The sequence below is a fragment of the uncultured Solobacterium sp. genome, from assembly GCF_963517755.1.
Taxonomy (GTDB): Bacteria; Bacillota_I; Bacilli_A; order Erysipelotrichales; family Erysipelotrichaceae; genus Bulleidia.
This window is the reverse complement of the sequence record NZ_CAUQGG010000018.1, coordinates 1-26,448: the sequence shown is the minus strand read 5'-3', so window position 1 is coordinate 26,448 and position 26,448 is coordinate 1. Positions and strand designations below refer to the sequence as shown.

General features: G+C 35.5%; 22 protein-coding genes, 1 tRNA gene and 1 pseudogene. 14 read left to right on the top strand and 10 right to left on the bottom strand.

The window, feature by feature from the left end; genetic code table 11:
• Positions 1-137: pseudogene (locus RWM19_RS09025) on the top strand (radical SAM mobile pair protein B); the annotation flags it as partial.
• Positions 138-597: 460 nt separating this feature from the next.
• Here the strand turns inward: RWM19_RS09025 and RWM19_RS08325 are convergent.
• Together RWM19_RS08325 and RWM19_RS08320 are read right to left on the bottom strand one after the other, a co-directional pair.
• Positions 598-1,893, bottom strand: a complete 1,296-nt coding sequence (locus RWM19_RS08325) for a transposase (RefSeq protein ID WP_313985871.1) — start codon at positions 1,891-1,893, stop codon at positions 598-600.
• A 624-nt stretch (positions 1,894-2,517) separates the two neighbouring features.
• Entirely contained in the window at positions 2,518-3,312 is a 795-nt protein-coding gene (locus tag RWM19_RS08320) for an AraC family transcriptional regulator (RefSeq protein WP_313985868.1), read from the bottom strand.
• A 114-nt stretch (positions 3,313-3,426) separates the two neighbouring features.
• Here RWM19_RS08320 and RWM19_RS08315 point away from each other — a divergent pair, with 114 nt between their 5' ends.
• Together RWM19_RS08315 and RWM19_RS08310 are read left to right on the top strand one after the other, a co-directional pair.
• The gene (locus RWM19_RS08315) at positions 3,427-5,289 is read left to right on the top strand and encodes an FAD-dependent oxidoreductase (protein WP_313985866.1); all 1,863 of its coding nucleotides are present in this window, start codon (positions 3,427-3,429) and stop codon (positions 5,287-5,289) included.
• 145 nt (positions 5,290-5,434) lie between these two features.
• On the top strand, positions 5,435-6,382 hold the full coding sequence (locus tag RWM19_RS08310) for an alpha/beta fold hydrolase (protein ID WP_313985863.1): 948 nt from the start codon (positions 5,435-5,437) through the stop codon (positions 6,380-6,382).
• Positions 6,383-6,427: 45 nt separating this feature from the next.
• Here RWM19_RS08310 and RWM19_RS08305 read toward each other — a convergent pair whose 3' ends face one another.
• Genes RWM19_RS08305 through RWM19_RS08295 form a run of 3 tightly spaced genes read right to left on the bottom strand, consistent with a single transcriptional unit; the run spans position 6,428 to position 8,886 of the window.
• Positions 6,428-7,009: a YitT family protein gene (locus RWM19_RS08305; protein ID WP_294022454.1), complete on the bottom strand. Its 582-nt coding sequence runs from the start codon at positions 7,007-7,009 to the stop codon at positions 6,428-6,430.
• On the bottom strand, positions 7,009-7,725 hold the full coding sequence (locus RWM19_RS08300; protein WP_294022455.1) for a ribulose-phosphate 3-epimerase: 717 nt from the start codon (positions 7,723-7,725) through the stop codon (positions 7,009-7,011). The genes RWM19_RS08305 and RWM19_RS08300 overlap by 1 nt, the downstream gene beginning before the upstream one ends.
• Before the next feature lie 3 nt (positions 7,726-7,728).
• Positions 7,729-8,886: an iron-containing alcohol dehydrogenase gene (locus RWM19_RS08295; RefSeq protein WP_313985859.1), complete on the bottom strand. Its 1,158-nt coding sequence runs from the start codon at positions 8,884-8,886 to the stop codon at positions 7,729-7,731.
• 213 nt (positions 8,887-9,099) lie between these two features.
• Between RWM19_RS08295 and RWM19_RS08290 the strand changes: the two genes are divergently transcribed.
• The gene (locus RWM19_RS08290) at positions 9,100-10,317 is read left to right on the top strand and encodes an aminopeptidase (RefSeq protein ID WP_313985856.1); all 1,218 of its coding nucleotides are present in this window, start codon (positions 9,100-9,102) and stop codon (positions 10,315-10,317) included.
• 3 nt (positions 10,318-10,320) lie between these two features.
• On the opposite strand, the gene RWM19_RS08285 is transcribed toward RWM19_RS08290, so the two are convergent.
• Positions 10,321-11,817 carry a PRD domain-containing protein gene (locus RWM19_RS08285; protein ID WP_294022458.1) on the bottom strand — a complete coding sequence of 499 codons (1,497 nt, stop codon included), beginning with the start codon at positions 11,815-11,817 and terminating at the stop codon, positions 10,321-10,323.
• Between the two features lie 139 nt (positions 11,818-11,956).
• On the opposite strand from RWM19_RS08285, the gene RWM19_RS08280 reads away from it, so the two are divergent.
• The 5 genes from RWM19_RS08280 (at position 11,957) to RWM19_RS08260 (ending at position 17,879) form a co-directional block, all read left to right on the top strand.
• Positions 11,957-13,543 carry a PTS transporter subunit EIIC gene (locus tag RWM19_RS08280; protein ID WP_294022459.1) on the top strand — a complete coding sequence of 529 codons (1,587 nt, stop codon included), beginning with the start codon at positions 11,957-11,959 and terminating at the stop codon, positions 13,541-13,543.
• Between the two features lie 125 nt (positions 13,544-13,668).
• Positions 13,669-14,829, top strand: a complete 1,161-nt coding sequence (locus tag RWM19_RS08275) for a hypothetical protein (RefSeq protein WP_313985851.1) — start codon at positions 13,669-13,671, stop codon at positions 14,827-14,829.
• Positions 14,830-14,839: 10 nt separating this feature from the next.
• Positions 14,840-15,109, top strand: coding sequence for an ACT domain-containing protein (locus tag RWM19_RS08270; protein WP_313985848.1), 270 nt, complete (start codon positions 14,840-14,842; stop codon positions 15,107-15,109).
• Positions 15,110-15,117: 8 nt separating this feature from the next.
• Positions 15,118-16,479 carry a PFL family protein gene (locus RWM19_RS08265; RefSeq protein ID WP_313985846.1) on the top strand — a complete coding sequence of 454 codons (1,362 nt, stop codon included), beginning with the start codon at positions 15,118-15,120 and terminating at the stop codon, positions 16,477-16,479.
• A gap of 14 nt (positions 16,480-16,493) precedes the next feature.
• A complete protein-coding gene (locus RWM19_RS08260) occupies positions 16,494-17,879 on the top strand; it encodes a sigma factor-like helix-turn-helix DNA-binding protein (RefSeq protein ID WP_313985844.1) in 1,386 nt (461 codons plus the stop codon).
• Positions 17,880-17,907: 28 nt separating this feature from the next.
• Here RWM19_RS08260 and RWM19_RS08255 read toward each other — a convergent pair whose 3' ends face one another.
• Positions 17,908-21,135 carry a DEAD/DEAH box helicase gene (locus RWM19_RS08255; RefSeq protein ID WP_313985842.1) on the bottom strand — a complete coding sequence of 1,076 codons (3,228 nt, stop codon included), beginning with the start codon at positions 21,133-21,135 and terminating at the stop codon, positions 17,908-17,910.
• 73 nt (positions 21,136-21,208) lie between these two features.
• Between RWM19_RS08255 and RWM19_RS08250 the strand changes: the two genes are divergently transcribed.
• Positions 21,209-21,799: an O-methyltransferase gene (locus RWM19_RS08250; protein WP_313985840.1), complete on the top strand. Its 591-nt coding sequence runs from the start codon at positions 21,209-21,211 to the stop codon at positions 21,797-21,799.
• A 34-nt stretch (positions 21,800-21,833) separates the two neighbouring features.
• On the opposite strand, the gene RWM19_RS08245 is transcribed toward RWM19_RS08250, so the two are convergent.
• The 3 genes from RWM19_RS08245 to RWM19_RS08235 form a co-directional block, all read right to left on the bottom strand.
• Positions 21,834-22,598, bottom strand: coding sequence for a TPM domain-containing protein (locus tag RWM19_RS08245; protein ID WP_313985838.1), 765 nt, complete (start codon positions 22,596-22,598; stop codon positions 21,834-21,836).
• A 12-nt stretch (positions 22,599-22,610) separates the two neighbouring features.
• Entirely contained in the window at positions 22,611-23,705 is a 1,095-nt protein-coding gene (locus RWM19_RS08240) for a Trm112 family protein (RefSeq protein WP_313985836.1), read from the bottom strand.
• Between the two features lie 61 nt (positions 23,706-23,766).
• Complete coding sequence (locus RWM19_RS08235) at positions 23,767-24,879, bottom strand: SPFH domain-containing protein (RefSeq protein WP_313985834.1); 1,113 nt, start codon at positions 24,877-24,879, stop codon at positions 23,767-23,769.
• Between the two features lie 158 nt (positions 24,880-25,037).
• Between RWM19_RS08235 and RWM19_RS08230 the strand changes: the two genes are divergently transcribed.
• The 4 genes from RWM19_RS08230 (at position 25,038) to RWM19_RS08215 (ending at position 26,392) form a co-directional block, all read left to right on the top strand.
• A tRNA-Asn gene (locus RWM19_RS08230) sits at positions 25,038-25,113 on the top strand.
• A gap of 401 nt (positions 25,114-25,514) precedes the next feature.
• Positions 25,515-25,637 (top strand): hypothetical protein, encoded by a 123-nt coding sequence (locus RWM19_RS08225; protein ID WP_313985832.1) that lies wholly within the window; start codon positions 25,515-25,517, stop codon positions 25,635-25,637.
• A gap of 216 nt (positions 25,638-25,853) precedes the next feature.
• Positions 25,854-26,072: a hypothetical protein gene (locus RWM19_RS08220; protein ID WP_313985830.1), complete on the top strand. Its 219-nt coding sequence runs from the start codon at positions 25,854-25,856 to the stop codon at positions 26,070-26,072.
• 5 nt (positions 26,073-26,077) lie between these two features.
• Positions 26,078-26,392, top strand: coding sequence for a DUF3784 domain-containing protein (locus RWM19_RS08215; protein ID WP_313985827.1), 315 nt, complete (start codon positions 26,078-26,080; stop codon positions 26,390-26,392).
• The last annotated feature ends 56 nt before the right edge of the window (positions 26,393-26,448 follow it).

Here is a 26,448-nt window from a genome sequence, read left to right as displayed (position 1 = left end):
CTAAGAAGTATGATTGTGCCTTTGTGGATAATGAAATGCCTTATGGCAGAGTCCCGCAGGGGCATCCGGTGATTGTAGATTATTTCTATCATGAGGAAATCCGTGGGACAGAGAATACCGGAAAAAGAAATCGTTAAACAGAAATTTATTGTTGCAGTGCATATTTTGCTTCGCTTCAACGCACAATTCCAGTTTGTTGAACTGATAAAATCCCTTTAGGAACTAAAGGGCGCACTTCTATACTCTCCTATCGGGAGTATCGTGCGTCCTGCAGAGCTTCATTCTCTGTCAGCATAAAAAAGCTGCATGACCGAGAATGTTTCGTCACTTCGTTCCGTCAAAGTGGCTACACCTCCTTGCACCTCTTATGCGGTTAGTAAGAATCTAAGTCAAATCATTGTGCCGAGAAATGGTGAATATATAGAACGATAACTTCAAGTTCGAAAAATTGAGAAATCGTAAAATTGAAGATTTACTTGAGGCGTACAGCCTCTTTTCTTGTGCTATTTTCATATGTTGATGTAAAACAGTATAAAAGTAGATGTTTTATATCTATTTTGGGTACACTAAAAACAACCTGTCCTATAGGAAGTGATTTTAGGATAGTATCATCCTCATCTTCTTTTGGTGATATTTCATTAGATTGAATCCCATACAGATCAAATAGAGCTCGTTTTCCACATTCTCCATTCCTCTTCTATGGATTCTGTTATATTGCCAATCATTCTTGATGATTCCAAATGTTCCTTCGGCTTGTATACATCTCTGTTGTCTTAGTTGTATTCCGGCTTCACTATCTAAGAGTTCCTTCGAATGTGCCTTCAGTTCATCGAGGATTGGATTGATATGAACTTCTCGTTTCTTGGCTTTTGTACAGTCCTTTTTGAGTGGACATCTATTACATGTCTTGCATTCCCATACCTGTGTAATGCATGGATAGTCAGTCTTTGTATTTTCACTATCACGTTTGTATACGAACTCTCTACCTTGTGGACATATCAATTTCCCGTTTTCTTCTCTCAACAGGTTCTCTTTTCGATAGATATCTTTCTTGAACTTGGCTGTCTTTTCATATCGATAGTTTTGATATTTGAGATAGCCTTCGATATCTTTTTCTAAACAGTACATATAGTTGTCATAACTTCCGTATCCCGCATCTGCTACGACGATACCTGGATATTCTTGATATCTTTTCTCATAACCGTCCATGAATGGAATGAATGTCTTCATATCACTTCCACAAGTATCGATACGTTCTTGGCATTCCTTCAATTTTTCATTGAGCTTTTTGAGTTCCTCATATGCCTTCTGTACCGGTGGCTTGTGGTGTCCTTTCCCTAGTGCGAATTTGACTTTATTCTTTGAACACCACAGGTATATTGAAACAATATATCCTCCAATAGCCTGTGTATCTTCATAGCTTTCTGTATAGGAGATGTCTGTTAGTTTTGTAAGCTGTCCAATTGTCTCTGCTATTCTTGTGAGTGTCTTATCTTTTGTCTTTATAGCTGTCTTCTTCCATACGAAGCTGAACTTATTGGCATTAGCTTCCATGGAGGTTCCATCGATGTATAAGATACGTGTATTTACCTTCATCTTCTTACAGATGACCAACATGATCTCTGTAAATATATCTGAAGCGTTGCCTTTGATTTGATTCGATATGAATCTTTGAAAGGCCATGAAAGATGGTCTTTCATCTTGGCAAAGATACATAAAGCGGATATCTGTCTTACATTTTTCTTCGATGGCTCGTAGACTATAGACATGATTCATATACGCAAATAAAATGACTCTCATCATCATGATAGGATTATACCCTTGGTTACCTTTATGAGATCGGATAAACCTCCTCAAGTTGATACTATTTACGATCTCTAGGAAAGACCACATTGGATCAAGTTTATCAATGACCAATGATAAATCTATTGGTAAACGCAATTGATATGGGGTATAATCTATTACGTGGGTTAGATTATAATTTATTGTGTTGTCCATACATAAATTATAACTAAAAATAAAATGTCCTTCCTCTTAATGGTAATTTAAAATAGCGTGGGGTTTTCAAAAAACACACAATAAAATCTCGTGGGTGATAGATTTGATAACGGGCAATACCATAGGATCATTATCTGAGGGATTGCCTTTTATTCTTATAATTGAGTATTAGTGTAAAGTTAATTTTTAGAGTTAAATTATAATCCTGCGTGTCCGAAGTTGATGAGTGATACATGCCGTAGTTCATTAATAAAGTACAATATAAAATAGCCAATAGGTTGACATGATATAATCATAAATAGGCATATAGGGCTACCTCCATTTCTATTTGATTCTCCAGACAAGAAGATAATAGCATGGAGGTTTTATTATATTTTGGTCTCTCCACAAAAAATGAGCACGATGATTTTTTGTGCCCACAAAAGTTTATAGCCTACCCCCAACCCCATGAGATTTTAAAGTGCCCTCTTAATTTAGAGGTTGGACATTTTATTTTTTAGGCTGTTATGCGTTACAGACTCATTTTTTCGTTTGAGACTTTCTCCATTTTGCTGGTGTGAGTTGATACTGTTCTTTAAATTTACGATTGAAATAACTTTTATCTTTAAATCCAATTAAAGAGGAAATCTCCTCAATCGAATAATTAGATGTTCTTAGAAGACGACAAGATTCTTCTAAACGGATATATAGTAATTTCTCTGAAAAAGAGGTACCTGTAATACGCTTAAACATTGAGGATAGATAATCAGAATTATAAGAAAATTTTGATGCAGTATCTTGTAGAGTACATTCATCAAAATGATCTCCCATATACTTTAAAATCTTTCCAAAACGATTTTTAGCAATCATGGTCGAGTTTTGAATAACAAGATTTGTAGGACGTTTCCGATCTAATAAAGTGAATAATCCAACTGCGAGTAAATGTTGTAGTTTTGTGGAGTAACTATCTGTATGATAAATTTCATGTTTTAAGAATTCGAATAAATTCTTAAAATCATTAGATGGGTCTGCTTTAAAAAATAAATGATCATACTCGCATGAATTTCTAGTGGTGATAAAATCGTAAATAATTTTACAGTCTGCAATTTGACTATAGAATAAAGAATCAAAAAAGGAATCATGAAAAGAAATAATAGTGATTTTATTAGTCGATGCCCATGTGATATCCGGATGGCAGAGGACAATATATCCAGGATACATTTGATAGCTGCGATTTTTAAGACGAATATCGGTATCTTCATCGCAATATAGTAGTGATATTGTAGATGTCTTACCATTTGATGATTTTAATAGTTTTATGTTATTTTTTCCCATGATGTTTGTTCCTGTATACCTAAGATTAAAACACTTTTTAAATAAGAAATACACATTGTGATAAAAATATCAAAATATTATTATCTAGGTATAAATCTTAGGGGAGGAATAATAATGAAGAAGTTTGGCAAGTTAATGTTATCTACCATGCTTGCATACAGCTTATTTGGATGTACGCAAAAAGCTGGTGGAGTAAAAGATGGTGAATTTTCAGCAAGTGAGAAAGGCTTTGGTGGAGATATCAAGGTTACACTAAAAGTTAGTGGCGGAAAAGTTGAAGATGTAACGATTGATGCTTCTAAAGAAACACCTGATAAGGGTGGTGCAGCAGCAGAACAATTGGCAAAGGAAATTAAAGAAAAACAGAGTCCTAATGTAGATGCAGTCTCTGGTTCAACAATTTCCAGTAACGCAATCAAAAAAGCCGCTAAGTCCGCATTTGAACAAGCTGGACTAAAAGTTGAGGATACTGCAGCTAAAAAAGGTGAAGATGAAACTGTAGATACAGATGTATTAGTTGTTGGTATGGGAGCTTCTGGAACACTTGCGGCATTAACAGCTAGCGAAGCAGGTGCAAAGGTAATTGGTGTTGAAGCAACTGATGTTCTTGGTGGTTTTGGTAACGCAGCACAGGGTATGTTTGCGATTGGTACAGAACTACAAAAAGAACGTTATGGCGATCATATGCAGACAAATGAAGAATACTGGTATGAATTTATGCAGGATCATAACAGTCAATTAGGAAATGGTAGTTTGATTCGTCGTTTTGTATCAGAAGCTAAGAATACAGTTGCATACTGTTTGGATAAAGGTGTTAAGTTCTATCTATCTGAAATGCCTCAACAGATTGCACATTTTAATACAGATGTTATCTATCATCGTTGGGGTGGTGCAGAGCCATTTAAGCATTTTGCAGAACAACTTGAAAAAGATGGTGTAGAAGTAAAATACAATACAACAGCTAAAGAACTTATCACAGATAAAGATGGTAATGTTGTAGGAGCTATCTGTGAAAAGCAAGATGGAGGTAAGTTAACAGTTAATGCAAAATCGGTTATTGTCGCAACAGGTTCTTTCGCAGCGAATCAAGATCTCATGAAAGAAACTCTAGGTGACACTGTATATAACAATGCAATGGTCATTAAAGGAAACCAATTACCAGGCATTGAAATGATGTGGGATAAAGGTGCTGCGAAAGGTGAACTACTTACAATGAACCATGGAGTAGTGACTAAAGGTGCTGGAGAAGAAACAGTATCTCAATTGAGTTTAAACACACCTATCCTTTGGGTAAATAGCCAAGGCCAACGTTTCATGAATGAAGATTTGTTAAAAGACACAGTAGAGTTCTCATCTGCAGTAATTGCACAAGGTGGACTTGCATATACAATCTTTGATCAGACAACTGCTGATCGTTGGACAGATACTACACAACCTAATACAGGCTCATGGGTTCATTACTGGGACCGTTTCGGAATCAAAGATGAAAATGGCAAGCCAACAATTTATCATGCACCAATCGATAAAGATACATGGAACACAGATTGGAAGGCACTTGAAGATGCTAATGCGGGTAAGATTTGTCAGACATTAGATGAAGTAGCTGAATATATTGGATGCGATAAAGAAATACTGAAAGAGACGATTGCAAAGTATAATACATTCGTTAAGAATGGTAGTGATACAGAGTTCTTTAAGGATCCACAGGATTTAACATATACTGTTGAAAATGGTCCATTCTATGTAACTTGTGGACACTCTGGAGTACTTGGTGCTCTAGGTGGAGTAAATACAACAGATAAACTTGAAGTATTAACAGATGATTACAAGGTAATTAAGGGTCTATACGCTACAGGAAATAACGTTTCTGGTGTAAGTGTGGCAGCTTATCAAAACGTTGAAGGTGTAGGTCTGGGATTCTCCTTAACTTCTGGTAGATTAGCAGGCCAAGCAGCTGCTGAATACGCAAAGAAGTAATACATCGAAATAAATATCAATGAGGTAATTCAAATGGGAATTGCCTCTTTTATATTGTATTTATATGTGAAATATCAATACAATAAGAGTAACAATAATGAACTTCAAAGCGGTTCATCAATCATGAATAGGAGGATAATAATACATGAAAAAGTTTTATTGTGTTCTTTCAACAGTTTTTCTACTAATCGGTTTAACAGGATGTAAGAAAGAGGAGAATAAGGAAACCTCGCAAGTATCAGTCGAGATAACATCAAATGAAAAATATTCTGAGGAAGATGTTATATATCAATCCGGAGATGTAGATGTATATGCGACTGTCACCATGCCTTTAAACAAAGAAAATGTGCCATATGTTGTAATTTGTCATGGACATGGTGGATCAAGAAGTGAAAATGGTGGACTTGATGCGATAGCGCAGGGATTGGCTGAAAAAGGAATTGCGAGCATCCGCATGGATTATCCAGGATGTGGTGATTCAAAGGAACAGTTTAGAAATAATAATCTAACAAATATGATCCAATATACCGAAGATGCAATGAAATACATGAATAATCATTACACGGTAAACAAAGATTCTGTTGGTATATTCGGTTATTCAATGGGAGGTAGAATTTCCCTGGAAATGCTAGCAAGTCAGAAAGATAACTTTAAGGCAGTATGCTTATTAGCACCTGCTGCAGATACTGAGGACTTAAAGAAGTTGTTTGGCGGAACAGAAAACTGGGAATTATTAAAGAAAACAGCACAAGAATCAAAAGATGGATACGTAGATTTCACGACGATTTATGGTCAGAAACAAGAATTAAGTACAAAATGGTTTGCGGATTTAGAAGAAAAAGATTTCACAACATTAATGCAGGAAGTAAAGAAATCATATAATGGCCCTTCAATGGTGATTTATGCGGTAGATGATACAGCAGTTTCCCCATCTGTAAGTAAGGGCGTAGCTGAGACGCTTGGATCTGAAGTGATTTTAACGCCAGAAGATGGTCATAGTTATGGATTTTATAGTGATAAAGCATATGTAAAAAGAATTGTTGTGGAAAATACTGTAGACTTCTTTGCTGATAAACTTTTAAAGCAAGAATAATTATTAAAACCCACTTCCTTTTAGAAAGGAAGCGGGTTTTTAACTTTAAGACCTTAATTTAGTTAAAAAGTGTATAGTAATAACAATAACAATTAGTGATATGGACGAATAAATAGAAGTATAAATTTGTTTTGAAATAAGAAATGATGAAAGAACAATAATCATATCAATTACAAAGATTATTTTTGAAAGTTCAATTTTTTTTAAAATATGCCGGATTAGATATGCTATCGTATCAGTGCCTCCTGTTGCACATTCATTCCATATTGCAATTGAAATAGATGCTCCTACAAGGATGCCTCCTAGAATCGCAGCAAGTAAAATATTATTTACTAAGTGAATCTGTGGAACTATGCGAAGAAACAGAGGGATAGTTACTGTTACAAAAATTGTTTTAAATACAAATTTATTCCCTAGAATAAAGAAACTAATAAGTAATAATGGGATAGATATACAAAGTGATATCAAATCTATTGGCAATTGAAGTAATGAACTTAATGTAATAGATAATCCAGTAATACCACCTGGGGTAAGAGAATATTCAATGAAAAATAATCTTACAGCAAGTGCAGTTAAAAATGAAGATAGTGATAGAAATAGAATTTCCTTAATAGATAATTTAAACATTATTCTAGGTTATATTTCTTGGCTGCATCATCAATAACTTTACGACACTTCTTAACAGCTGCAGTAATTCCGTCCGGATCCTTGAATAAAGCAGATGACATGACAATTACATCAGGATTACACTCGATTAACGGTTCCATGTTATCTACACGAAGGCCACCGTCTAATGCAAGCTCACATTTTGGATTCTTTTCATCAATCAGTTTGCGAGCGCGTTTAACGAGGTCTGTAACACTTCTTCTCCATCCCCAGTTATCTGCACCGTCTGTTTCATCTACACCATGTGTAACAATTTGAAGACGATCAATATCGTAAATAGATTCTTCAACAAAGCATAATGGTGTATAACATCCAATTGTTAGACCAACCTTAATTTTTCTTTCTCTGCACCAGTTAATAATATATGTTAACTGAGCACCGATAAAATGTTCGGCTGGAATAATAAGCATATTTGCACCAGCAGAGTGAATCTGTTCGATAAACATCTTATCCATTGAAATAGTGTAAATGTGGCATTCTACAGGAATTTTCACTTCTGGACGAATAGCTTGAATAATTTGCCAACCACCCATTAGCTTCATATTCTGTAAGTCATGCATATCTGCAGCATCTGAATGAATGTAGTCAACTCCAGCTTCTTCGGCTTCTTTGACTAGTTGTGTTAGTTTTCCATAATTGATATGGGCAAGTCCTGCTGCAATTTTAATGTGTTTCATAATCTAATCTCCTTTATATAATATTTCATTTAAAATAGTATTAATAGTTTCTGGCGACTCCATCGGTAGATGGATATCAGTAATAAATTTATAAATCCAATCAATTGTTTCTTGTTCTATGTTGTAATCAGATATGTGTTTTACCAAATTGCATTCATGCATGAATGCAATTATCGTTTTAACAAAGAAATTTGCTGCATCCAAATCATTGCTAAATATTTCTGTAGGAAATAAATACCTTGATAGTTCTGCATATTTCTCAGAATACTTTTTTGTTGTGTTTATCAAGAAAGAAGGATATACGAGAGCCAAAGCTTCTCCGTGACATATATTCGTATAACTTCCAATTATTTCTGAAAGTGGATGTGGTAACATTGCTCCACAATTACTTAAAGAAATACCACCAAATGTATCTGATATCATTAATTCTGCACGATATTTAATATCATTAGATTTTAACACAAGAGGTAAATTGTGGACTATTTTTTTAATTCCTTCCTTTGCATATAGGTTACACAACGGATTGCTCGTTCTTAGAAATGACTCTATACAATGTGAGAATGCATCGAATGCAGTAGCTTTTGTAATTGATAGCGGAAGAGACAACGTAAGTGTTGGATCAAGAATAGCCAATGTTGGATATAAATTCTGATGAAAGATAGTCTTTTTTAGTTTATCGTTATCTGTTATCACACATGCTTGAGTACACTGTGAACCTGTACCAGAAGTTGTGGGAATTGCAATTACTGGCAATTTATTTCTAATCTCCTCATAAGAAGTACGGAAATCGTCAAATGTGGAAAACAGATAATTCCATGTATAATTTGGATTATTGTAAAGAAAAGAGCAAATTTTTGATACATCTATTACTGATCCACCACCAATACCAACAATGATATCCGGTTTAAAATTACGCATTTTTGTGAGTGCATTTTCAACAGTATTGATTGAAGGATTTGATTCAACTTTATAAAAGGTATGAAATGATACTTCGTTTATAAGTGATTTTTCAAGTCTTGATAGAAGTGGTTTAAGAGGGTCACATAAAATTGGGCCTATGATAAAAACTTTTTTACCATAAGGAAGAATATATTTATGTAATGCATCGACTTTATTTTCCCCAAATATAATCTTTGTTGGTTGATAGTTTACAAATTCCATAGTACCTCCTGACAAATGAATTATAAAAGAAATTATGTATTTGTTTTCGCTAATGTATACCCATTGGATGTGGTAATTTTATACAAAATTAAAAGGAATTAGTTTTTAAATACTAACTGAAGGCATCTCTGTATTTTGTTTCCCGAGTTATGTGGCAAAGAGAAGTTATAGTTTACCATGATAAATGTATAATATAAAAGGTAGGAGAATTATATGGAAAAATATCTCAGTAATCTAGTTAATATATGGTTAAATGTAGGTGTTAATGTGCAACCTAAACAAATACTATATGTAACCATCCCTTTAGAGTACGCATCATTAAGAGAGATCATTGATGAGAAAGCAAAGCAGCTTGAAGTAGCTAATGTAATATATCAATTTACAGATGGATATGATCAATTATTAGAGAAATATTCAAATGATTATCAAAACTATGATAAGTATTTAGAAGAAATAACGAAAAATAAAATAAATCTATTAAAACATAATTGTGCCTTTTTTGAGGCTAAAAGAGGTATCGACTATTATGATGAATGTAAAAAGGATGAGTTGGGAAAGTTAAAGAATATTGAAAAGAAATATAATATATTATTCAGAAATAAAAAAAGAGAAATCGGTAATGTAGTATCTTGTAAAACAGTCATACCTACTCAATATTGGGCAGAATCTATTTTCCCAAAAGAAAAAAATCCATTGGATAAGCTTTGGGAAATATATTTTCAGATTACACTTGCGAATGTAGATGATGCTATTGATAAGTGGAATCAGCGAATTAATAATATTCAAAATAGAGTGAAGTATCTAGATTTACAACAATTTAAATCACTTATATTTATAACGCGGAAATCAAGACTAGATGTTGAACTAGTTGAGAATCATAAGTGGACAGGTGGATGCGAAATTACAAATACAGGAATACGCTACATGCCAAACTTCCCAACCCAAGAGATTTTCACTGCACCAAAGAAAACAGGCATAACGGGTATTATGTGTAATACTAAGCCACTTTGCTATGGTGGAAGAATAATTGATGATTTCCAGTTAAATTTCGAAAATGGTAAAGTTATAGATTATTATCCCAAAGACAATCATTCAATCATAGATGAAATAATTAATTTAGATGAGAGTAATCATTATCCTGGGGAGATTGCAATCTTACCAGGAGAAACAGAGATCTCTAAGACATGTGTGGTTTTTCAATCTACATTATTAGATGAAAATGCCGCATGTCATCTAGCACTTGGCTGTGCTTATCCATGCAGCATTAATCATGAAACAAAATTTGAAAAAGAAGAATTTGAAAAACTTGGATTAAATTATTCTAATTATCATATAGATGTTATGTTTGGTGATGATAGTATAACGATTCAAGCTATTTCAAAGAATAACGAAATAAAATTGTTAATGGAAAATGGAGAATGGAGAGTTTGATTTTTATCGAAAAAATGAAACTCTTTTTTCTTGCCGTATATCAAGTATTTTTTCGTTTAATAGATGGATAAATTCCTGATTTATTAGTTCAGGAATAGGAATTACTTCTAGATTTGTAGAGATCTCTTCTGTAGTACTTAGAATTAAATCTCCTTTAAAGGATTGTAATTCGGCTTCGCTTTGTATATCAATTAGCTTTACATGCAAGATTGATGAATGGAGAATATTTAAAAATAGTTCTTTCTTAAATGGATGTACTTGTGACCAAAAACCACATGTAATTGTATCCGTTTGTTTTTCTTGCACTGCAGCAAGTAACAAAGTAATTGTCGCAATTGCGTCATTAGGGAGGGTTAGATATTTAGTTTGCTCAGTAAATGTATTAATGGAACTAGCAAGTTTAAATAATCTTGGATATCTTTGTATGATAATATTTGTGTTTGGGTTATAACAGTCATAGTCAAAATTGAATTTTTGAATTGTCTTTTCTAAAAAAGGAAATAATTTTTGTTCAAACGCTTTTGTATTGTTGATTTTCACAATAGTGTTAAGGTGCTTAGTAAATTGGTGGGTTAGGTCAATTGTGGATATAGGATTTTCAAACTCATGATAAACAAATTCATCCTGTGAGTTTAGATATACGGATAACTGTGCGGTAATATAAATTGTCTCTTCTTCAGATAGATTTACACTATAAAAATGTGAAAGTTCTTTTAGATGATTGGCAAGATAATTTCTAACTTTGATATTTTTGATTTTGTGCTCAATACTTGTATTCAAAGAAGTGAAATGTTGATTCTGCATTCTAAAGAATGCAATATAAATAAATAAGCTAGCACGATACAAATCACTTTCTGTAATATTAGTCGAAGTTTCTTTAGTGGTCGTAAGAATAAACTTACGTATCTTTTGTATGTCAGAGGACTTAACTATATCAGTTAAATATTGATATATTTCTGGAACTAAAGAGTATGCAGACAACTGAGAATCTAACATAAGGAAAGTTAAATCTAAAAGGCAATGCCGAATTCGTTTTTCACCAGAAGAAATAGATAAGCCGGTCTTTCTACTTTTAGTCAGCGTAATTGAATATTTTGCAAAGAATTCTTTGATTCGTTTCAGATCATTATAGATGCTTGGACGGGTAATATATAACTTCCTTTCTAGCATGGAAATAGTGATTTTACGAAAACTATTTAATAAGAGAAAAGATATTATATTTTGACGAATTTCTGATGAAATTTGTGTACTTTTATGAATCAAATTTTCACAGTGTTTATAGCACTTTAAAATGTTCTCTTTGGATCCTAGTACACGAATACCAATTCCAGGACTTTTCTGTATTGTGATATTAAAATTATTGAATAGCAAAATAATCTCAGGCATGTTATTTCGAATAGTCTTATTCGATAGATTAACTTTGTGAGAAATAACTTCATAAGTAAATGTGGTTTTTTCAGTTAGCATTGCGATAGCAATATTGGCGATGTTTAGTGACATGTAGTATAGATACTCCGTTGGTATCATTATATGCATGAATATATATGTTTGTATATAATTACCACAATGAAGTGTTATCTCAAGATAAAATTTGTAAGCGTTTTCCTTGTTAAACTAAATTCATAATTAGGAGGATACAATGAAACATATTCAGGAGAAATTACAATCATTCGCGGGAGCAATGATGGTTCCAATTATCTTATTGGTACTGGTTGGTTTTTATGTAGGTATTGGCGCTGCTGTAACAAACTACATTATGCCGGGAGATAATATCATAAATACAATTTTCTCAATGTTTACGAGAATGGGCTTTATGTTTATGAATTACCTTCCTGTATGGTTTGCAGTTGGTATCGCGTTCACCTTAGCAAAGAAAGAAAAGGGTTGGGCAGCATTTGGTGGTATTATCATGTTCTTCTGCTACATCACATGTATTGGTGCATTTGCAAAAGCACAGGGATGGACAGCGGATACAGTTACAGTTGAGCATTTAATGGAAATTGGCTATACACAAGAAGCAGCATTAAATTTCAACTCTTTATGGGATACTGTTGCAGGTGTATTTACTTTCAACATGGGTATTTTCAGCGGTATTATTGCTGGTGTTTCTGCAGGTCTCATCCATAATAAATTCTGCGAGATAAAATTTAATTCCATGTTTGCTTTCTTCCAAGGCACAAAATTTGTAATCATTATGATTACAATCATTGCAATTCCACTAGGAATTTTAACTTACTATGTGTGGCCGCTTATTGCAGGCGTATTACAATCTGTAACACATTTAATTACATCTTCCGGCTATTTTGGAACATGGTTATTCGGATTCGTGGATAAAGCATTACTGCCATTTGGTATTCACCACTTAATAGCTTTCCCAATTGAGTATTCTGCAGTTGGTGGAACAATGACAATTGATGGAACAGTTTATGAAGGAGTAAGAAATATCATTGTTGGTCAAGCAGGTTCTGCTAGTGCAACAGGATATATCGTTCGTAACTTTACAACAGGAAGAATTTTATTCCAACTTGCAGGGTTACCTGGTGCAGCATTTGCAATGTACAAATGTGCTAAGGTTGAAAACCGCAAGAAGGTAGCTTCATTATTAATTCCTGCTGTATTGACACTTGCTTTGGTTGGTATTTCCGAACCAATTGAGTACACATTCTTATTTGCATCTCCTGTACTATATTGGTTAGTATACGCACCACTTTGTGGATTATGCTATGTCTTAACTGAATTGACAAAGGTATCAATTAACGGAAATGCATTATTCTTCATGATTCCAAACTTATTCCAGCCAAACAAAGTTCATATTTTCTCATTGCTATATCTATTACCATTAACATTCGTTGTATATTATGCGGCATTCAAATTCATGATTGTGAAGTTTAATATTAAAACTCCAGGAAGAGGAGATGATGATATTAAGTTAATGAGTAAGAAAGAATACCAGCAAATTAAGAATGGTACTCAAAATAGTGATGGTTTAGAAGCAAGAATTGTTGAAGCGTTCGGTGGTGCCGAAAATATTGATAGTGTTACATGCTGTGCAACACGTCTCCGTGTAACAGTAAAAGACGAAGCAAAAGTTGTGGCAGATGAGGAGTGGCAAAAGCATCTCGAGGCAATTGGCTGTGTTCATAATGGAAAGAGCTATCAGATTATCTATGGTGTTCACGTCAATACAATTACTACAGCTGTAAAAGATATTCTTGGATTAGATTAGATGTATTTACCAGAAGATTAAAGTCTTCTGGTTTTCTTTTTGAGACTGTTGAAGATCAATTATACTTTAATATTTTTGTGGCTTTCTATCGTATAAGGGTTTAAAGATTGATATAATAAATACATATGAAAATGATAAAAATATTATGCATCGCCGCATTACTATTAGTAGGATGTGGAAAGCACACATCACAACAACAATCTAGTGTAGAACAGACGGTTCAAACAGATGATTCCACATTAGGAGAATATACTACAACACTAAAAAATCGAAAGATTGAATCTTCTTGGACAGTAAGTGTTCAGTCAAAATACACGATGACATATAGCGATAAAACATTAGATACGTATCTTATGGATGGAGTGTTAGAAACAGATGGTGATAGTGCTCACTATGAACAACACATTAATGCGGACGGCATGTTATCGGAATTAAATGGAGATTATTATGGTGGTAGATTGTATAATACATATAACTCCGTTAATTACTATGAAGATATGGACTTTAGTAATCTAAAGAAGACGATGCTAGTTCCGCTAGATCCATATGTATTTGAAGCTGGAGATATTGCGTCTATAACGAAAGATAAAAATGAATATACGATTCAACTCCAAGCAGATCGAGCAAAAGAAATCTTCTTAAGTCGATATGATTCATATGGATTAAAGAACTTTGATTCGTTTGATATTACGAGTAATGAAATTCATGTGGCATTTGATGAAGACCAGCACTACGTAAAAGAAACTGCAGTGTTTGATACTACAATTACGACAAATGGGCAGTCCGTTGATGTTAAATATGAAAGTGAAATAAACTACTTAAAGTTTGGTGAAACAACGGTATCTATCAGTGATCAAGCCAAAGAGGCTGAGAGTGCATACGTATATTACAAAGACATTGATACGAATTCGATTCAGACAGTGACAACAGACGATGATTCTCCAGAGGATACTATTACAGCAACTTTTAAGAAGAGACTTGTATCACGACTAAATTACACAAAAGAATCAGAGGATGTATATAGCAATAAATTCAACGAGAATGAAAGCTATCGCATTGATTTTGCGAATAAGACATTTACTTACAGCAATCGCTCTATCACTTATGTATATAGTTGGAAGGGTGATAATGGTAGTTTAGGGGCATGTCAGTATGATTTTATAAACAATAGTCAAACATCAACATGCGAAGATAGTACTGTTGATTTTATCAAGAAGACAAAGCTATTTTTACAGATGGAATTGTATTATTGTGGTTTATCACTAGAGAAACTACAAGCTGAATAAAGGAGAATATATGAGAGCGGTCATTACAGTTGTTGGCAAAGATAAGCCAGGCATTCTAGCATATATCGCAACAAAATGTGCTGAAAGAGAAATCAATATCGTCGATGTAACCCAGAAGGTATTGCAAGATTTATTTACGATGATTATGATTGTAGAAGTCCCAAGTAATCTGGAAAATTTCCGTAAAGTCGCTAATGATTTAGAAGTTGCTGGAGAAAAGCAATATCTTAAAGTACATGTCATGCATGAAGATATCTTCAATAGCATGCATACAATATAGGTGACTCTATGCGTATTGAAAGTGATAATATATTAGAGACGATTCATATGATTGAGGAGGATTGTCTAGATATTCGTACAGTTACGATGGGGATTTCCTTATTAGATTGTGCAGATGAAGACATCGATCGATCATGCGAAAAGATTTACAAGAAAATTACAACAAAAGCAAAAGACCTAGTAAAGGTCGCAAAAGATATCTCACGTGAATATGGAATCCCAATTATTAATCAACGTGTATCGGTAACACCAATTGCATTATTACAGAGTGTTTCGGGTGGTGATTGTGTAAAATACGCAAAGACACTAGATAAAGCAGGAAAAGAAATTGGTATTAACTTTATTGGTGGGTATTCTGCTTTGGTTCAAAAGGGAATGACACAGGGAGATCGTGAACTGATTATGTCGATTCCACAAGCTTTAAAGGAAACAGATATAGTTTGTTCAAGTGTTAATATTGGTTCTACGAAAGCTGGAATTAATATGGATGCAGTTAAGGTAATGGGGCAGATTGTTCGTGAGTGTGCAGAGATTACAAAGGATAATAACTGCTTTGGTGCAGCAAAACTTGTTGTATTCTGCAATGCGGTTGAAGATAACCCATTTATGGCAGGGGCTTTCCATGGTGTGTCTGAGCCAGACTGTGTTATTAATGTTGGCGTATCAGGACCTGGTGTTGTTCGTGCAGCGCTACAAAAACTAGGAGAACATGCGAGCATGGATGAAGTTGCGGCTTGCATCAAGCAAACTGCATTTAAGATTACTCGAATGGGACAACTTGTTGGTCGTGAAACATCACAGCGTTTGAATGTTCCGTTTGGAATTGTTGACTTATCATTAGCCCCAACACCTGCGGTAGGTGACTCTGTTGCGCAAATTCTTGAAGAGATTGGTCTAGAAGTTTGTGGTGGTCCTGGAACAACTGCAGCACTCGCTATGTTAAACGATGCGGTAAAGAAAGGTGGCGTCATGGCCTCTTCAAGTGTAGGTGGTTTATCTGGTGCGTTTATTCCGGTATCAGAAGATGCTGGAATGATTTCAGCAGCAGAGCAAGGAATCCTAACAATTGAGAAATTAGAAGCAATGACGGCAGTATGTTCCGTTGGATTAGATATGATTATTGTGCCTGGGGATACGACAGCAGAGACACTATCTGCTATAATTGCAGATGAAGCTGCTATCGGTATGATTAACAATAAGACAACTGCATGCAGATTGATACCAGCAATTGGCATGGATGCAGGGGATAAACTAGTATTTGGTGGCCTATTAGGCGAAGGCCCTATTATGCCAGTGAAGATGACAAAAGCAGATAAACTAATCAATCGTGGTGGAAGAATTCCAGCCCCGATACATAGTTTAAAGAATTAATACTGGAGGGAATTATGTCAGAAAATCAGACAATACAGGAATTACTAATAAAGGCAAAACAACGTGATATTGAAGCCGCAAAAGAAATACTCAGACGTATTTCAGATAAGATGTATTTTATTACAAGATTATATGTAGCCGATCACGAACAAGCTAGAAAAGTAGAACAGGCTGGGCTAAAGAAGGTATTCTCAAGTCTAAAGGAAGTAACGAATCCGGAATGGTTTGAGTGCTGGGCAGCAGAAATTGTTCGTAAGGAAGCTATTGCTCATGTATTACCTTTAGAAGAATCTACAACTAACAGTAACATGTATACAGAAGCGGATGAAATTCCTAACTATATGGCAGTTTTACCTGAAACTGCTGAAGGTAAGAAATACCAAGTATTAGAGATGATGGATAAGCTTAGTACGGGAGCTAGAGCTGCTTTAGCACTTCACTTATATGATGGTCTATCCATTGAGGAAAGCGCAAAACTATTGATGAGCACACCTCAGTCTGTCATGAGTTGGTTAACAGAGGCTAAAGATACATTGATGAGTGGAGGATATAACTTAGGTACACTTATTGTGTTAATGGATAAGTTAAATCCAGTATCACAGCGTGCACTGGTTCTAAAAATGCAAGATGACCTTGCATTACAGTCAGCAGAGGATGATATTCTCAGTGGTGTATTCGCACAACCGGAAGAAACTGCTAAACCTGTAGAAACACCAGCTCTTCCACAAGAAGAGAGTAAGGAAGTACAATTCCCGGATTTACCATCTACATCAGGTTCTGATGAAAATACGATGCAGATACCAACAGTATCTGATGAAATTGAGGATACATTATCGCTTCCAACAGTGAAGGAAGAGTCAGCACCAACTTCTCATGAACAAGAGGTACGTTCTTCTGCAACCCAAGTTATCAAGAAGGAATTGTTTGATGATAATGATGAAGCTGCAGATGATATTGAAGAAGAGGAATCCAAGGGAGGAAGTTTCTTTGTGAAACTATTAATCGTGCTTTTAACATTAATGTTATTGGCTGGCCTATTTTGGATTGTATATGATTCAATGGGTGGAAAGTTTGATTTCAAATCACTCTTTGGCTCTAAGAACGAGACAACTAGCGTAGTTGCAAACTCTGATGCGACACCAGAACCTACAGCTACTCCAGAAACTTCTACAACTCCAGAGCCTACTCCGGAGACGCTAGGTGAAGTTGAAGTTGTAATTGACTCCTTGAATATTCGTGCAGGTGCAGGCACAAACTTTAATGTAGTAGGAAGTGCAAAACATGGAGAGAAGTTTACTGTACTTTCTATTGAAAAAACAAGTGATTACACTTGGTACCAAATTGGTGAAAATAAGTGGCTTGCGGATAAGAATAATCAGTTCTTAACCTATCGTAAATAATGAAAGAGACCTCGCGGTCTCTTTTGTTTTAGAGTAGTTCTAACAAATCCTGTCTAGATAGTGTGGCACTGGATACACCTTCACCAGATAGAATGCGGTCAGCTAGGCTTGATTTCTCCTTTTGTAGCTGGATGATTCTCTCTTCGATTGTATCCTTGATGATTAAACGGAAGACATTTACTACATTTGTTTGACCAATACGATGTGCACGGTCACTTGCCTGGTTTTCAACAGCAGTATTCCACCAAGGATCATAGTGAATAACGATATCTGCTGCAGTAAGATTTAGACCGGTGCCACCTGCCTTTAAAGAGATACAGAAGATAGGCACATCATCCTTTTGAAAGGATTCTACCATCTGTGCACGTTCACGTTGTGGAGTGGATCCGACAAGCTTATGGTAACGAATACCCTTCTTATCAAACTCCTCAGTTAAGGTATCTAACATAGAAGTAAATTGAGAGAAGAGTAATATCTTATGTCCTTCTTCGATTGCATTTTCTACGATATCTAAACAGAGTTCTTTCTTGGCAGAGTTGCCTTTATAGTGGTCATAAATTAAGTGTGGGTCACAACACAGTTGGCGTAGTCGTGTTAACTCTGCCAAAACTGCAATTTTGTTTTCTTTGAATTCTTCATCACTTTGTTTTTGCAACATTAACTTAAGACGCTGAACGCGTGCTTCATAGAGATTCTTTTGTTCATCTTCAAGTTTTCCATAATAGACATCTTCAATCTTATCTGGTAAGTCATGCAATACATCTTTCTTTCGTCTACGTAGGATAAATGGGGTTACCATCTTTTGTAGTTCTGCTTCTAAGAACTCATCCTGGTCACGAACGATAGGTAGTTCATAGTTTGTACGGAACTTTTGATAAGAGCCGAAGAATCCTAGGAGGATAAAATCAAAGATAGACCAGAGTTCGCTTAAACGGTTTTCAATAGGTGTACCTGTCAAGGCAATGCGGAAGTGGCTGTTGATTGCTTTTACTGATTGTGCAGCTAGTGTAGATGCATTTTTGATGTATTGTGCCTCATCAATGACTTGGCAAGAGAATTCCATTGTACGGTAGATATCAATATCACGCTTTAGCGCATCATAAGAGGTAATTAGAATATCATTCTCTAATGAAGTACGAATAAGTTCTTTGCGGATGTTTGCGAATCCTGAAATCATTGTGTAATGCATATTTGGCATAAATTTATTGATTTCATTGGCCCAGTTGTATACAAGGGAGGATGGACATACAATCAGCGCACGTTTACGATCCTTCCAAGCCACAAGTAAAGATATGATTTGGATAGATTTACCTAAACCCATTTCATCCGCTAGTAATCCACCTAGATGATTTTCTTTTAGTGCATAAAGCCAACGGAAACCTTTCTTCTGATAAGGTCGCAAGATTGGCTCTATTTCCTGGGGAATAGTGTATTCAATATCTTCGATATCCTTCATATTGCGAATCAGTTTTCTAAAATTATCTTCTGCTTGAATATCTAAGATAGAAGTCTTCGATAATTGATCAAGATAGGATGCACGATACGTAGGGATATCAATAGAGCCACTTGTAAATTGTGCATTACTAAGATTCATTGCGTCTTTGAAACTTGCAAGAGCTTGAATTTTTTCATCAATATCTACAAACTCACCACTCTTCAGACGATAGTATTTCTTCTTTGGATCATATTTACTGAGAATTTCATTGAGCTGTTTAAGATTAATTTGGTCACTGACTAGATTTAGTTGCAATAAATCATGATTCACTGATACGCCAATAGATACGCGGGGGTGGCTGTGAATCTTTAACTTCTTGAGAGATTCTGAGATAAATACATCAGCTTTAGCTTGCATTTCTAGGATACCAAATTTAATGAAGCGATATACCTTATCATCGTCATCGGTTAGTACCATACGAGAGTTTGCTGAATCGTAGGCACTAAACCAAGGGGCAAAGAAATGGTCCATATTCTTTTCGATGGATAAATCACGATTCACTGTATTATCATTAGGTATGAATACATTGTATTTTCCATGGGAGTAGATTGCGAAGAGTTCACCTGTAATCAGGTTGTCTTGTGGCATATCTAAATATATCTCAAAGCTAGGGACTTCTGGAAGATACTGAGTAGGATTAAATCCTTCTGTTTGAACAGTTAAATTCTTCTGCAAGATTGGGAATACATTTTTCGCAAAGGTTGCGATATCATCTTCACCAATAAAGATATTCTCTGATTTCGCACTATAGAAATAGTCGATTAATTTACGGAAGGATTGGGAAGTCCTTACGTCACGGTAAAGTATCTGACGACTTTTATCAAAGAAGTAGCTGTGTTTTTTGCCGGTAATATAAGGTAAAACATTTGTATGAAATTGATATCCATCATCAACTTTCTCGATAGAAGCGTTCATAGATGGTTGCCCATCAACTAGAGTATATGGTTGTAAGATACCATAACTCTCTTTGATGTTGAATGGAATATTTTGGATGGTATCCCAGAAGATATCTATTGCATAGGATTTTACCGTAATTGTACGACGTGGTAAATCGGCCGCATACATCATACGATACCCGGGAATACTTTGGTAAAGAGAATAGGAAGTTTCATCGTGTACATAATCAACTAAATATTGTACAAGAGGGCGATAGCGTGGGTGAAAGGCTTGTAGTGTATGGGTAAACTCTAAAGATTTTCCATATTTCTTACTCTTTTCACCATCCAGATTCTCGACAAACTCCGTAATATTTTGAATTGAATAGAGATGTTCATTTAATAAACCAATCTTAAAACCTACTTCAAGCATGTCATTGCGGAACTTTGGGGAAATTTCTGGTTCTAAAATAATATTTAGTGGTCTTTCTAAAAAGTTACTTGTGTGTGCTTGATAACTCGATAAGAACTCTTTAAATGATTTATCGGTATGTTTCTTTCGCAAGGAAGGTTCAGGCTGTGCTTCGTCGCGTTTTACGTAGGCAATAAGTACTGCTGCGATATGTTTACAAGGGGTATGGCGATAATCAAAATACTCGCAATCACAGGACATCTTTGTAATCCATTCGTTTTGGGGGCTTAACTCTATGTTAACAACATGAACACTGTAATACTCCTCACCTTGAACATTAGCTGTAATCAGCTTGTAATGTTCATTATTTTCGGTAATTTCCATGTTAAAGACATTGGCTTCAGTATACTCTTGCATACCTCTAGCAAACATTTTCTCACCAATAAAAGCACGTACAAATTCAAGTGTTAACATAGGACCTCCCTCCATTTCTTTATCCTTACATTCTAACATGTACCGCACGCAAATAATATATTATACTGTCTATATGGATGAAGTTAGATTACAGGAAATACACGATAAAGCACGAAAGGAACATGTCCCAATCATGTTGGATGATGGGATGGAATTCTTGTTGGAATATATACGTAGTCATGAAGGGATACGCGATATATTAGAGATTGGTACTGCGGTAGGTTACTCAGCAATTCAGATGGCAAGTTTGCGTTGGGATATGACCATCGATACGGTGGAAATTAATCCTATTATGTATGAACAAGCGAAGAATAATATCATGCATGCAGGTTTGCAGGATAGAGTACATGCATACTTACAAGATGCATACCAATTTGAAACGAAGAAAATCTATGACTTAATTTTTATAGATGCTGCGAAGTCTCAGTATCGCAAGTATATGGAACACTTCTTAAAAAATACAAGAAAGGGTACGGTTTTCTTCTTTGATAATTTGCAGTTTCATGGCATTGTAGAATGTCCTGAACTTTCACAAAATCGTTCTACCGTACAATTGACTCGCAAAATTTTAAAGTTCCGTGAATATCTCAAAACAGATTCTCGTTTTGAAACAACATTTCATCTTGATGTGGGGGATGGCATCGCAATTGCGGTGGTAAAGTAAAAGGCTTATCCGAAATGGGTAAGCCTTTGGTGTATTAGAAGTGTCCGCTTGTATGACCAAATCCACCACCACTACTAGAGTGGAAACCTCCACCTCCACCGCTACTCTTAGCTGGAGGATTATACGTGCGTGTCTCAGAGCGGTATAGATACATATCTTGTGCCCTTTGAAGTTTTAGACCGCCTTGCGGTATGTATGCATACGCTTCATGTGAAATACCTTTTGTCTTATGTTTACTTCTAAAGAATAAGATTGTGACAATAGAAATAATGAGTGGAACAATTGCAGTGATGCTACCCTTGATAATATAAGGTGTAACGATTGTACTTGAGCATTCATCAAGGAATACTTTTGCGCCTTCTCCATATTCGTTATATTTTAAGTGATCATATACGACAGCACTTGCGATATTTTCTCTCGCTCTTGCGTCGAAAATTTTATTCGCTTTTTTACCGTGTACTGTAATATCAAACTTACGGTCTTCCATCGTTAGAGTTAGCATGATGCCTTCTTTTTCATCACCGATTCCAAGACCTTCGGAATTGAAGATACTTTCGGAATATTGCTCGATAGTCTGAGAACCGTGAGAATTCATAATACGGATGTAGAAACCAATTTTATATTTATCACTGTAGTCTTTTGCGATGTTATTGAGTGCTTGTATTTCTGCGTTTGTTAATAAACCATATTCATCAACGATGTAATCATTCGCATCTGCTCTTGTTGGTAGCAAGAAACTTGGTAACATGCATAGCAAGAAAGTAAATGCCGCAGCAAGTGCTAGTAATTTTTTCTTCATAATGCGTACCTCCTAAAATGCCACAAACAGCAGTATGCCAGTCAATATCATACCGATGAGTAGAATGCCAAAGAAGTAAAGAACAGTTTTTCCAGTGTCGATTGGTAAGTCATCGCCAATCATCTTTCCTGTTTGACCATTCATTGCGAACATGTATGTCTTACCTTGCCATTTTGTGGTAAGCATCCATACTGGCAAGAATGCATAGTGTACTTTATCTTCTCGAATATAGATGTTTGAACGACGTGGGAGTAGAGTATGATAGCCTCTAACAGTTTCTCGAATTTTATCTGCTGAAGATGTACGCATACGTGTATTGACACGATTACGATCTTGTTCTGCAGTTACATCGTATCTGTCCGCAAGGTATCCAGTCATATATCCCATTTCAAATGGAATCATTTCGTTATAGTTATATGGTTCGATTGCGTCCATGAACTCATCTGGCATCTTACTTGATCCATCAGCAGGAACACGATTGAACTGTACGGTTCCTTGACGCAGGATAGAGTAGTTTTCAGTAACAGTGACTGTGTAGTCACCCTCACGATGAGAATGTGAAATTGTACCGCGGAAGGCCATGTCTACATCTGCTGTACCATCATAGAGCCAAAATGGTACATATACACCCTTGATATCTTCAATGTGGTTACGTTCCTTGAAGGCATCTGGCAATAGTGGTTTCCCACCGTAGAAATCAGACAATTTCTTGATGGCTGCATCTTTATTCATCTTAAATGGAATCACATAGTCAGGTTTTAATGCACCACTGAACTGTGCAGGAACAATCGTAGGGTTACCACAATATGGGCAACTTGTCGCAGCAGTATTCTTATCTGTAATTAACTGTGCGCCACAAGATGGACAGTTGTATGCACGCAGGTTTTGTTCATCCTCTTCACTCCACTGTAGCGTATCATCTGCACTGTATTCTTTTTGCCCTTCTTCAATGGATAGTGCTACTTGTTTATCGTAGTGTTCTTCGATTTCGGCAGGAGCAAAAGTACTGCCGCAGTTACCACATTTTAACTTCTGTGATGCTGGATCAAAGGTAAGAGGACCATTACAATTTGGACATTGGAAATTTGTTAAAGCGTTATTTGCCATAATATTCCCCTTTCAATTGAGAAAAAGAACCCGATAGAACGGGTTCTTATCGTTTTAAATGTTATTCAGGTTTCTTTGTTCCGCAATTAGAGCAGAAGTTTGAATGATTCTCATTACCACATTCTGGGCAGAACCATTTATCACCGCTATTAGCAGCCTTTTGTGCCTGACCTGCTTGGTATAATGCGTTAGCATTGATACCACCAGCACTTTGTGCAGCGTTCATTCCCATGAATCCCATCGCAGCACCGTTAGCATTCTTGGCAGCATCTTGCATTGCTTGTGCTTGTGCACCAACAAGTGTTGCGGCAGCTAAGTTTGTATCTGTGTATGCAGCGTTACGTTGCATTTGCTTGAGCATTTCCTCATCAGCTTCATCGGCCTTGATAGAAGATACGCCGAAGGATACGATTTCGATACCACGCTTTTCTCTCCACTTACTGCTGAGTTCTTCGTTCAGAGCTGCAGCTAATTCAGTTGTGTGTGCTGGAATCTGAGAGTAACGGATACCTTGTTCGCTTAACTTACCGAATGCTGGTTGTAAAGCAGTGAGTAATTCAGCGCGTAACTGATCGTTGAGATCACTTAACTTGTAGCTGTCTGATACGTTGCCACAAACGTTTGTATAGAACAATACTGGATCGCATACATGCAAGCTGTATTCACCAAAGCACTTCATCGATACATCGATATCAATACCTGCACGAGCATCAACAACTCTAAATGGGATTGGAGCTGGAGTTCCATACTTTACACCAACTAATTCCTTTGTGTTTACATAATAGATACGTTGGTCTGCGGCAGGTTGTCCACCGAATGTGAAACGGCGACCAAATTCTTCAAACATTCTCTTAACGCCTTCACCAAGGCTACCTGTGAATACAGATGGTTGTGTAGAAGAGTCATATTTGAATTCGCCAGGTTCAGCACAAATATCAACGATTTGTCCCTGTTCAACGATAATCATTGCTTGGCCATCAGCAACAGCAATAACTGAACCGTCAGTGATGATGTTGTCGCTTCCCTTATTGCCACTGAAGAATCCTCCAGAGTTTCTCTTAATACCTTTCACAACAAATACATCAGATGGAATAGCATCACAATAGAAATACTCTTTCCAAGAATCGCTAAGTGTTGAACTAGCGGATAATAAAGCAGTAGAAATGAGACCCATATAAGTTCCTCCTTATAGTCTTCTGACTGTACAACCATATACTAGCATCCATTTGACCGTCAGTCAATAAATAATTTCAAATAATTTAAATCAACTTTTCTTCAAATAATGAAAAAAGGTGTTGCGATGATTATATAGAAATGGTAATATAGTCACGTGCCTTAATAGCTCAGTCGGCAGAGCGAGCGGCTGTTAACCGCTAGGTCACAGGTTCGAGCCCTGTTTAAGGCGCCATATTAAAAGGTATCCACATTCGTAGTGGATACCTTTTTTCAAGTTTTATAGATAAAGCTCGAAATAGAAAGAAGAAATGAATGATATCAGACAAAAAGAGTGAGGATATATGAAAACGTTTCGTACGGAATATAAAAATGTCGAAAAAGTAATATTTCGACATAAATGAATTAGAAGTTCAATATAATTATTGTAACTCTTTTTTTGTACCAATAATAGACTTGTATTCTACGATGAAGTTTATATGATGAAACTATAAAAAGAATGCGGTAGATCGCATTGTATGAAAAAGTATAATATTTATCATCTATGTGCTAGAAAGTATACAACTTGAATTTAAGGACTTTATTTTCTAGCATCATCTATAATTTTAAAATTGAAAGGATATAAAGGAGGAAGAAATGACAGATATCTTATCATTAGGTGCATCAACCATATATATGGACATTATTATTCGCGTATTACTTATCATTATCTTAATACTTGGAATTATTCATCTAGTAAAGTTAATTTTTAAGAAGTAGCAGAAAATAGGAGGGTCGAAAAGGAGAAAGACATTAGCATTTGCGTTAAGTATAATTATTTCAACAACAATAACTATTACCTCAACAGGAATTGCAAAAGTATATGCAGAAACTACATCTGAACAACCTGATATTGAATTAATTGAAAGGATTTGCTCTACTGGAGTTTCAGAAGAAACAGCTTATAGACTTGTGCAAAAAGTTGAAGCGGGTGGAATGTTAGATTCAATGAATCCACAATATAAAGATATGGCTCCAACTTTTGAAAATGATCCAAGTTCAGGAGCTACACCACAAGCAGTGTTTGTTGTTCCAGCTATTGCTTGGGTAGCAGCGACTGTACATATTGTTGTAGGAACAGTTGCTGTATTTGTTGCCGCTGGAGGTGCAATAGCACTAGGTGCGGCCGTGTACACTAAGGTCAGGAGCTATTAATAAACATGAATGATAAATTAATTGTTATACTTGCAACTATTCCGATATTGATATGCGGAATTCTAATATTGATAGGCAAAGGAAGATTTTTGATTGCGGGTTATAACATACTTTCTGAATCTGAAAAAAACAAATATAACATTAGAAAAATTGAGATTATCTTAGGCATTTGGGTGATTTTCTTTGGCTTATCTCTAGCGACTATTTTATGGTTCGTGCATAAGATACCACCACTCATCATTGTTTGCTTTATTGTATTTACTATGTTTGTGTCGCTAATATTATTAATATATGTTAATAATATATCAACTAAAGAATAATCCTAATGTAAAATAACTTGGGGTTTTAGAAAAATCCGCTTTAAAATTACATGGGG